At 66.3% G+C, this 8,825-nt stretch carries 10 protein-coding genes; 4 read left to right on the top strand and 6 right to left on the bottom strand.

Annotated features, from left to right (window positions below; genetic code table 11):
* Window positions 1-262, top strand: a 262-nt coding sequence (locus ACRDTB_RS36005; protein WP_431436730.1) for a hypothetical protein, incomplete at its 5' end; no start/stop codon positions are given.
* A gap of 341 nt (window positions 263-603) precedes the next feature.
* Here the strand turns inward: ACRDTB_RS36005 and ACRDTB_RS36000 are convergent.
* Entirely contained in the window at window positions 604-1,035 is a 432-nt protein-coding gene (locus ACRDTB_RS36000; RefSeq protein ID WP_431436729.1) for an NUDIX domain-containing protein, read from the bottom strand.
* On the opposite strand from ACRDTB_RS36000, the gene ACRDTB_RS35995 reads away from it, so the two are divergent.
* Window positions 995-2,068, top strand: coding sequence for an aminoglycoside phosphotransferase family protein (locus tag ACRDTB_RS35995; protein WP_431436728.1), 1,074 nt, complete (start codon window positions 995-997; stop codon window positions 2,066-2,068). The two genes, ACRDTB_RS36000 and ACRDTB_RS35995, sit on opposite strands and share 41 nt — an antisense overlap.
* A gap of 186 nt (window positions 2,069-2,254) precedes the next feature.
* Here the strand turns inward: ACRDTB_RS35995 and ACRDTB_RS35990 are convergent, their stop codons facing one another.
* The 5 genes from ACRDTB_RS35990 to ACRDTB_RS35970 are packed head-to-tail and all read right to left on the bottom strand — an operon-like array spanning window position 2,255 to window position 6,164.
* Window positions 2,255-2,641 (bottom strand): hypothetical protein, encoded by a 387-nt coding sequence (locus ACRDTB_RS35990; protein ID WP_431436727.1) that lies wholly within the window; start codon window positions 2,639-2,641, stop codon window positions 2,255-2,257.
* Between the two features lie 59 nt (window positions 2,642-2,700).
* Window positions 2,701-3,747, bottom strand: coding sequence for a hypothetical protein (locus tag ACRDTB_RS35985; RefSeq protein WP_431436726.1), 1,047 nt, complete (start codon window positions 3,745-3,747; stop codon window positions 2,701-2,703).
* Window positions 3,747-5,024, bottom strand: coding sequence for a glycosyltransferase family 4 protein (locus tag ACRDTB_RS35980; RefSeq protein WP_431436725.1), 1,278 nt, complete (start codon window positions 5,022-5,024; stop codon window positions 3,747-3,749). Before ACRDTB_RS35980 ends, ACRDTB_RS35985 begins: the two co-directional genes overlap by 1 nt.
* On the bottom strand, window positions 5,021-5,992 hold the full coding sequence (locus ACRDTB_RS35975; RefSeq protein WP_431436724.1) for an NAD-dependent epimerase/dehydratase family protein: 972 nt from the start codon (window positions 5,990-5,992) through the stop codon (window positions 5,021-5,023). Before ACRDTB_RS35975 ends, ACRDTB_RS35980 begins: the two co-directional genes overlap by 4 nt.
* Complete coding sequence (locus tag ACRDTB_RS35970; RefSeq protein ID WP_431436723.1) at window positions 5,985-6,164, bottom strand: hypothetical protein; 180 nt, start codon at window positions 6,162-6,164, stop codon at window positions 5,985-5,987. Before ACRDTB_RS35970 ends, ACRDTB_RS35975 begins: the two co-directional genes overlap by 8 nt.
* A gap of 428 nt (window positions 6,165-6,592) precedes the next feature.
* On the opposite strand from ACRDTB_RS35970, the gene ACRDTB_RS35965 reads away from it, so the two are divergent.
* Both ACRDTB_RS35965 and ACRDTB_RS35960 read left to right on the top strand, forming a co-directional pair.
* Window positions 6,593-7,792: a helix-turn-helix domain-containing protein gene (locus ACRDTB_RS35965; protein ID WP_431436722.1), complete on the top strand. Its 1,200-nt coding sequence runs from the start codon at window positions 6,593-6,595 to the stop codon at window positions 7,790-7,792.
* The gene (locus ACRDTB_RS35960; protein ID WP_431436721.1) at window positions 7,789-8,481 is read left to right on the top strand and encodes an HAD-IA family hydrolase; all 693 of its coding nucleotides are present in this window, start codon (window positions 7,789-7,791) and stop codon (window positions 8,479-8,481) included. The genes ACRDTB_RS35965 and ACRDTB_RS35960 overlap by 4 nt, the downstream gene beginning before the upstream one ends.
* Window positions 8,482-8,825 lie beyond the last annotated feature (344 nt).

Genomic DNA, 8,825 nt, shown 5'->3' with positions numbered 1-8,825 from the left:
CAAACCCTCAGTGCGCGGCGGGTTCCCCCGGCTGGAGATCCTCGAACGCTTCGCCGAAGTCCTCGGCGCCCCACTCAAAGAGGTCACCGCCGCGTTCGCCAAAGACGCCCGGCTCGAACTCTTCGACTCCGAGCCTCTCAGCGTCGATGCCGAACAGCTGGTCGACCTCTACCGCCAGCTCGACCCCACCCGCCAAGACCTCGCCCGCGCTACCCTCCGCGCCATCCTCGACCAACAACACGCCGAACACCCCGACACATGAAGCGGGGCGGCCCGACCGGACCGCCCCGCTTCAACGACTTGAGGGTAGACAACACCACCGTGAAGCACGGTACGTTCGCCGCAGGTCAGACGCAAGCCCCCTGCGGCTCGCCATCGGCGCACTCGGCAACCACCGCGAACGCGCCAATTGTGGACGCCCCCGCCTGCTCATCCTGGAACGTTTCGTCGAAGTCCTGTGGGCCACTCATTCCCTCGTCCTCAGCCCCGAAGACCAAGCTCTCGCCCGCGCTATCCGCCACCCCCCGTATCCGGAAATGGAACGGGACGGCTCCTTGACGTGCAGCCCCGATGGCGGGTTTGACCTGGATAGATCAGCCCGGGTCAGCCATTCCACGCGTGCCAGAACGGCGTCCGGTCCTCGCCAGCCGCCAAGAGCGCGGTCTTCAGCGACCCTGGCCGCACATCGGTGTCGGCGAGATCCTCGGCGCGCAGCCAGTGGAACTCGAGGTGGTCCTCTTTGCTGGTGGGCTGGGCGTCGGCGATGTCCACCTCGAACACGAGGTTGATCTCGTGATGTGTGACGCCGTCCTCGACGTAGCCGTGCTCGACGACGCCGACGAATCCGGCGATCTTGGCCTCGGTGCCGAGTTCCTCGGCGATCTCGCGCACTAGCGCTACCTCGACGCGCTCGCCCGGCTCGACGTGCCCGCCGGGCAGGAACGACCATGACTTCGTCCGCTGCTTGGCCATCAGGAGTTGGCCCTCGCGGCGAATGACTGCCCTGGTGATGATCTCCGTAGTCGCGGCGCTCATGCGATGCCTTTCGTGTCGGTCGGTAGTTCTAGTGTTGCAGCTTGTGAATATCGCTGAACCGTCGGCTGAGCGGGTAGCCGTCGCCGTGGAACGGTTGCTGCCGGACGCCGCTCCAGTCCGTCCGGTGAGGGCGCTGCGGAGTGGTCGCAGCCATCGTTCGTGGGTGCTGGAGTCGGGTATCGGCCGTCTGGTCGGCAAGGTCCAGCTGACCGACCATACCGAGGTAGTGCTGGATCGGTTGGCCGAGCATCGTCGGGTGGCTGAACACGATGTGCCCGTACCGAGGTTGCTGGGCTTCACCCCGTCCAGCGAGACCGTTGGTGGTCGTCTGTTGATCGTCGCCGAGTACCTGGAGGGGCAGGACGCCGAGGAAGCGTCTAGCTCGTTGCCAGCGGATCTGATGGTCGACGCGTTGCGCTTGGCCGGCTCGGCGCTCGCCCAGTTGCACCGGGTGCCGGTGCCAGCCTTTGGTGACGCCGTGATTGGTCTGCGCCCCGGTCCTCGAACGTGGGGCGAGGTTGTGGCCTCTCGCGCGGAGTTGCTGCGTCGTGCCTACGGCGACCGGAACGGTGAGATGGAGAGCGCCTCGATGAGCGTCATCTCCACCGGACTCGACATGCTGAATCGTCTGGGTGACGCGGTGTCGCGATTGGTGCGCCCGGCTGTGGCGCATCTGGATATGTACCTGCCGAACATTCTGCTGGGCGTCGATGGCCGGTTCCGGGCCCTGTTGGACCTCGAGCACCTCCGGTGGGTCGATCCGGCGATGGATTTCGTCAAGCCCGCCATGTGGATGTTCGAGGGCCGTCCCGAGTGGGCCGACGCGTTCGCCAACGGCTACGGCGTCGCTGAGCGTCGTCCTCCGCTCTGGTCGGAGCGGTTGTCGGTGGCGACTGGACTGGAGCTGCTGACCGGTGTCGACTACTGGACGCGCGTCAAGGACCAGGCGATGCGGGAGGACTACCTCCGGCGACTGCGGAGATGGGTGCGTTCGGATGGCGCGGAACATGTCTGGTCCTCGGTGACGACGTGATCGGATCCGTGATTTCGTCGGCGTGATCATCCCAGTTGCCCGAGTCGACGCTGATCACATGAAGCCGCATCGGCGATGTTCGGGCCCAGCTCATCAAGCGCTCCTGAGCGAGTCTGATGTGTTCGGCCCGCGCGTCGTCGTCACCTCCGAAGCTGTTGACGTACTTCGTCCAGCGCGGCCCTCTGATCAGCCGTGTGGACTCGATACACCGCTCACGGATGCGATCGGCCGGAACGTGGAGAACGACGAGCCACAGGCCAACGGCGGCCAAGTGGTGTTCGATCCCAACACGGCCTGACGGGACGCCGGCAGTTCGTAAATTGGGAGGTCGAACCCGAGTCCTTCCATGACGCACGTGGGCGTCCACGCGTGCGCGAATCGGTGGTTGGGCAGGCCACTGCTCTGGAACCGCCGGTCGACGTCGTCCAGGAAGGCGGTCAGATTCCTCAGCCATGAGAGGATCCCGGCCGCGTGGTCTGCGGCGTCGCCAGGGGCGTAGGTGTGCGTTGTCACCGTCGCGGCCTGCGGCAGGGTGATCAGGGACTGGCATCCACCGCCGATCAGTCGAGCCACCACGCGTTCGTAGATCGACGTCTTACCGGCGCCCCATACGCCGGCCAGGACGCATCCCCTCATCGCGGCGCTCCCGCTACAGCGGCCGCGACTCGCGCCAACTCCGTCGGATTCGCCCAGGTCAGCACCTTGATCGGCACCGCCGAGGCGACCTTGGCCCACCAGTCGTGCACGTTGGAGCGTTCGGTGGCGGGTGGCGCGTCGAGCCGGCTTCGGAGATCGAGCCAATCCTCGGCGAAGAAGTCGGCCTCGCCGAAATCCAGGCGTTCGCGAAGGAATACCGGGTCTGGAGTCCGCGGCGCGCCGTCGGGCGAACGGACCAGGATGACGACCCGTGTCACCTGAGTCGAGGCGATGACCGGGCGGTCGAGTATCCGGCTGATCTCCAGGGGAGTCAGCTCCACCTTTCCGTCCACCAGCCCGTGCCCGCGTGCCAAGCGCCGGCTTCGAACGCTCGCCGCGAGACGTGGCGAGCCGTCGACCCCCTCAGGGGTGAACCGCCACGCGAGCGGGACACCGGCCGCCATCCATGAGCCGTCGCCGGACGGCGCGAGCACCGTGCGGTCGTTGGCGACGGATCGCGCGCCGTGGTCCTCGACCAACCTCGTCAACACGCTCGTCTTGCCGGCTCCTGGATGCCCGCCGACCAAGACGCCAGCGCCGTCGATGTCGATGGCGCCCGCGTGCACCGCTCGACCGTCGCGGGCCTCGCCGCCGCGCATGATGAGCTGGCGCACGATCCGGATGCCGATCGTGGCCGCCGTTCGTATCCGATCGGCGGTTACCCCGACGCGATTCGTGGTGGTGGTGATGACATGATCCGTCGTCCGTTCGGGCAGCAAGATCTCGTGATGGGTGCCTGTCGTCCACACCAGGTAGCGCTGCTCTGGATGGCTTCTACGAATCGCGTCGGGTGGCATGTTCGTGAGTGACGCTCGGACGGACGTGACGGCGTCAGCGTCCGCGCAAAGGTCGAGTTCAACGTCTGGATGGTCCACTTTGGACACTTGGTGGGCGCTGAGGTAGTGAGCCATCGTCTCGTGCACCAGGTCGTCCGCCGTCACCGAACACGTGCAGGTCGTCAGGTCGTAGAACCGGATGGTCATCAGCCGCGCTCCATGTGCGCCGCTGTCGGGTTCACATGCCGCGTATTGCGCAGCCAGCGCGGGCGTCCCGGCATAGTCGTCTTTGGCTCTCCGAGGGCGTTGTGGCCTACATGGTCGGCGAACCAGCGGGGCATGTTGGGCGGGCGCGACACCTCGTCATCGCTTCGAGCGGTCGGGAATGGTGAGCTGAGCCAGCGGTGCGTGTGGCGCAGGAGATCGGTCCCGACCTGCTGCCAGGACAGTTCCCGTTCCACACACTCGCGACCCACACGACCAAGTTCTCGAAGCCGAGTTGGGGCACGCAGCAGCTCGGCGAGGACCGATGGCCAGGCGCTCAAGTCGTTCTCCACGACGACACCTGGGTGTTCTGGTGGAAGTCCGCTGACGGCCTCGCTCGTCCCGAGCACGGGCAGACCCGCCGCCAAGTAGTCCAGGACCTTCATCTTCGCGCCGGACCCGGCAGTCAGCGGCGCGAGGGCCACGGTCGCACCTCGAAGAGCTTCGTCGACCGTGTCCACCCGTCCCGTGAACTCGATGTTCTCGGCCGGCTGTGTCATGTCGGCGGGACCGCGGCCGACTACACGAACACGCGCGTCGACGCCGGCCGCCCGCAGTGGCGGCAGCACGACGGTACGAATGGCCGTCAGAGCACGAGCGTTCGGCTCGTAGAAGAGGTTCCCGAGGAACACCAGGGTCGCGGAACTGTCGTCCGGTCCCCAGTCAGTCCGCTGGTGAGGGTCAGCGCCGTTGGGAAGCAGCGCGCTGCGGTCAGGAATCACAAGGCCGTCCGCCATCTCCGCCTCATGGCGGGTCGACACGATGACGTAGTCCGCGATTGCCAGCGCGGCTCGCTGCGTTGACTCGTAGCGGTCGACGATCTCGGGTGGCTCTCCGAGGCTGGCCGCCAAGGCGGCCTCGTCGTCGTGGACGTCGTACACCAGCCGCGCGCCGAGCTGTTCCGCCAGCTGGCGCCCGGCCGCCAGCAGCGACTCGGCCTCGCACATCACCAGGAAATCTGCCGGGACTGGCTCGAGTGCTCGTGCCAGCCACTCCGTGTAGTAGAAGTCAGCCGGATTCACCAGCAGGGTGTCGAATGTCCAGTCGGCTGGTGTGCCGTAATCGGCGCCGCGATCGCATAAGGCGAGTGTCACGGTGGCACCCGCCCGATGGCCGTGCTCCGCCAAGGCAAGGACCCTGGCAGGTGTACCCGCGAGCGCTTGGCCGCGCCAGATGTTCGGAGTGTCTAGCAGGAACACCAGAGAAGGCGTCGCGCTCACGATGCCCTCCAGCGAGGTTCGTCGGTGTCGGAGTCGATCTCGATCACGCGTTTGATCCCTTCCCGCATCGTCATGCGTGGCCACCCCGGCAGTAGTTCGCGCAGTCGGTCCGGTGTCGCGCACGACACCGGGCGTGCCCTGCGGCGGAGGCGGTCGCTGTCGACCTCAACGGCCGCCGCACGTCCCATCAGGCCGGCGACCATCTTGAGGACCTCGTATCCGTGCGTGGCGACCCCCGTTCCGACGTTGAAGACACCGGACCGGTCGGCTTCGAGTAACGTGACCAAAGCCTCGGCAGCATCGTCCACGTATACGAAATCGCGGGCTGATTTCAGGTCGCCAAGTCGCAAATTCTGGCCACGTCGGAACTGGTGCACCAATTCTGGAATCAAATGTGGATGTGGATCGCCCGGACCGTAGACGTTGAACAATCTGGCGATCGTGATCCCGCAGCCCTTCAGGCGGAAGGCTTGATCGCACAGGAGGCGCTCGCCCATCAGCTTCGAACAGCCGTAGACGCCAAGCGGGCCAACGGGGCTGCTCTCGTGGTGAGGATCGGAGCTGACCTCGTAGACATCCGCCGTCGACGCGAAAACGACACGACGAGGCGGATGCGCGACGCAAGCGTCGATGAGATTTTGAGTTCCCATGACATTGATGCCCAGAGTCTCACTGGGAAGTCGATCGCATTCCGGAATGAAATGGCGTGCGGCCAGGTGAATAACACCCCACGGGGACTCCGCCGCCACCAGTCCGGCAAGCTCGGCACCGTGCCGGATGTCGATAACGCGCACTGTGACGTCCGGACACCCGGAGAACTCACGCAGCCGGCGCAACGTGCCGGCGCTCCCGTCATCGACAGCGACTACCTCGAATCCGCTACGTCGCAGATACCGGATGACCGGAACCCCGATGAGGCCAGCGGCTCCGGTGACCAGCACGGTTCGACTCTGTTCGAGGTCAGTCACCAAGCACCTCCGCTTGAGGCGAGCGAGCGATCAGCCATCGCTCCTCCTCGTCCAGCCACGTGAACATGTCGGGCACGGTCTGTTCCGCGTCGAAGCCCGAGTAGGTCATGATCGTGGTGGGAAAGGTGTCCTGCACGTATGGCCGCATCCGGCTCGGTTCGGCGGCGGTCACCAGCTCCAGCGGCGGCCGCTCGGCCTCGGCTGGCCGGCGAACACTGCGGGCGGCCGACCGTGGCCGTCCTCGGCGAAGTCGGCGCCTGCCGCTGGCTGGTCCGAGACTCGGCGGTAGCGGCAAATGCAGCGAGGCCACCATGACCACTCCGGCACCGATCAGTGACACGGACAGCCAGACCCAGCCGCTCAGGACGCTTCACCGCTCCTGCCCGGAAACTCGCCGCGTGGCCGGACAGACCAGCGGTTGAGCAGGGATTCTCTGGAGATCGGTTCGCATGTGACAGGCCCTCCCAGGGTGTAGCCATCTGGTCATTGCCTGTAACGCTAGGTAAGGTCGACACTGATCACTGGCAGTTTTTCTGCCAGTTCGCCGAAGTAGCCGCGAAGTACCGTGGGCACTACGGCGACTACGAGGGAGACGAACCAGTGGATCTGCCGACCGAGATGACCATCGGCGAGCGGGTCGCCCGTGCGCGCATCGCTCGCGGAATCACGCAGGAAACCCTCGCCGGCCTGGTCGGCCGCTCTCCCGGCTGGGTTTCGAAGATCGAACGTGGTGTCCTTCCGCTGGACCGCAAGTCCGTCGTGCTGAAACTCGCCGAGGTCCTGGACGTTGACGCCGTCGTGCTGGAAGGCAAGAGCCAGGCCCCACACGTGCCAGGAGAGCACGGTCGGGCCGTCGTCGTGGGCGAACTGCGGCAGGCGCTCATGCGATGGGCAACACCCGCGATCAGCCCTCCGTCCACCGGCGCCCGGCACACCGTGGAGGAGTTGAGGCGGCGGGTCGACACGGCTAACCAGCTTCGTCAAGACGCCCGTTTCGCTGACCTGGCCATGTCACTGCCGGCGCTCCTCGACGACCTCCGCGACATCGCGGACATCGAGTCCGGCCAGAACACCGTGCAGACCATGGCCGCAGAGGCGATGCATGACGCGCGGTCGATGACGAAGAAGCTCGGCCACCTCGACCTCGCCTGGATGTCTGCCGAACTCGCCGGACAAGCGGCGCGGAAGACTGACGATCCGTTACTCGCCGCCGCCAACTCCTGGAACCACATCGAGGTCTACAAGTCAGCCAACGCGCCTGGCCCCGCCCGCGCTCTGGCCTTGGCCACGATCGAGGACCTGGCGGAGGGACTGGGTTCCGCGACCCTTGGCCACCTGAGCCTGTGGGGCACGATGCACCTTCAGGCCGCGCTTATCGCCGCGTATTGGAGCAACCGCCAGGACGCCGCCGCACACCTTCGCGAAGCGGCCGACGCGGCGACTCGGCTCGGCGGCGACAGCAACCATTACGACACGATGTTCGGCACGGCCAACGTGGCGATTCACCAGGTAGCCGTGGCCGTTGAGCTGGGCGACGCCAAGCGCGCGATCAGCCATGCGAGACAGGTAGGGGCATCGGGGCTTGGCCGAGAGAGGCGCGCTCGGTTGGCCATCGACCTCGCTCGCGCGTTCGAGCACGCCCGCAAACACGGAGAGGCGCTCGACTCGCTGCTCGCCGCCGAGAAACTGGCGCCCGACTATGTGCGACCGCACCCGCTCGTGCGCGAGATCGTCGGTGCCCAACTCCGCCGAGCACGGCCGGAACTGCGCTCGCTCGCCAAGCGAATCGGGGTCATGTGAGCGGCGCACGCACCGTCCGGGCCGCCGGGCTGCTGTTCGACAACGACGGTGTGCTGGTCGACAGCACCGCAGCCGTCGAAGGCTCGTGGCGCGCGTTCGCGAGCTGGTATGACCTGCCCGCTGAGGACGTCCTCGAACGCGTCCACGGCCGCCGCTCACGGGACGTCATCGCACACTATGCGAGCCGCCTACCCGTCGCGCCGGAGGAAGCGTTCGCGCGCTACATCGACGCCTGCATCCGTGAGTTCGTTCAAGTCGATCTCCTACCCGGCACGGCGGACCTCGTCGCAACTCTCCCCGCGCATGGCTGGGCCGTCGTCACCTCGGGTACCAAGGTCGTGACCCAGGCCCGCTGGGCTGCGGCCGGTCTGCCAGACTCGCCGGTGCTGATCACCGCCGAAGACGTCTCAGCCGGCAAGCCCAAGCCAGACCCCTACCGCACAGCGGCCGAACGGCTACGCATCGACGCTGCCAACTGCCTGGCCGTCGAGGATTCACCAGCCGGGCTGACCTCCGCGCGCGAAGCCGGCTGCAAGACCCTCGCACTGCTGACGACCCACCAGCGAGGCGAACTCGACGCCGACCTGTTCGCCGTCGACCTGTCCGGGGTCCGAGTCAGCGACAACGGCGGGTTCGAGGTGACCGTCAGCCCGCCGACGCCTGGCGAGTCCGGACCGGCCGCAGAGTGACCTCTGGTCCGTCGGCCAGTACCTCGGAGTTCTTATGCATTGACGTTAGCTCCACTCGGCCGGCGAGTGCTCGCGGAGAGCGCTCGCCGGCTCGTTTCGGATCATGTTGGGGGACCGAGTCCCCCAAACCCCCTACGGTGCGAGCTTCATCAGACCCAGCGAGGTTCGATTGATCATGAACCAGCGTCGGTTCGTCGGGCCGTTCTCGTGGTGGTTGTTAGAGCCTGTCTTTGAACTGGGTTAGGTGGTCGTGGCCTGGCTTTGTTGGCGGGCCAGGCGTCGGGTCATCATAGTGATCATGGACCAGTTGATGAAGGCTTCGGAATGTGCTGGGAGTCGTTCGT

This window comes from Actinophytocola sp., from assembly GCF_050699935.1.
Classification (GTDB): domain Bacteria; phylum Actinomycetota; class Actinomycetes; order Mycobacteriales; family Pseudonocardiaceae; genus Actinophytocola.
The sequence above is the reverse complement of the archived record's forward strand: the minus strand, read 5'-3'. Positions and strand labels throughout refer to the sequence as shown.

Excerpts from the sequence above, each read along its gene's own strand:
- ACRDTB_RS36000 (WP_431436729.1), bottom strand. The coding sequence starts at position 1,035 with ATGAGCGCCGCGACTACGGAGATCATCACCAGGGCAGTCATTCGCCGC.
- ACRDTB_RS35995 (WP_431436728.1), top strand. The coding sequence starts at position 995 with ATGACTGCCCTGGTGATGATCTCCGTAGTCGCGGCGCTCATGCGATGC.
- ACRDTB_RS35985 (WP_431436726.1), bottom strand. The coding sequence starts at position 3,747 with ATGACCATCCGGTTCTACGACCTGACGACCTGCACGTGTTCGGTGACG.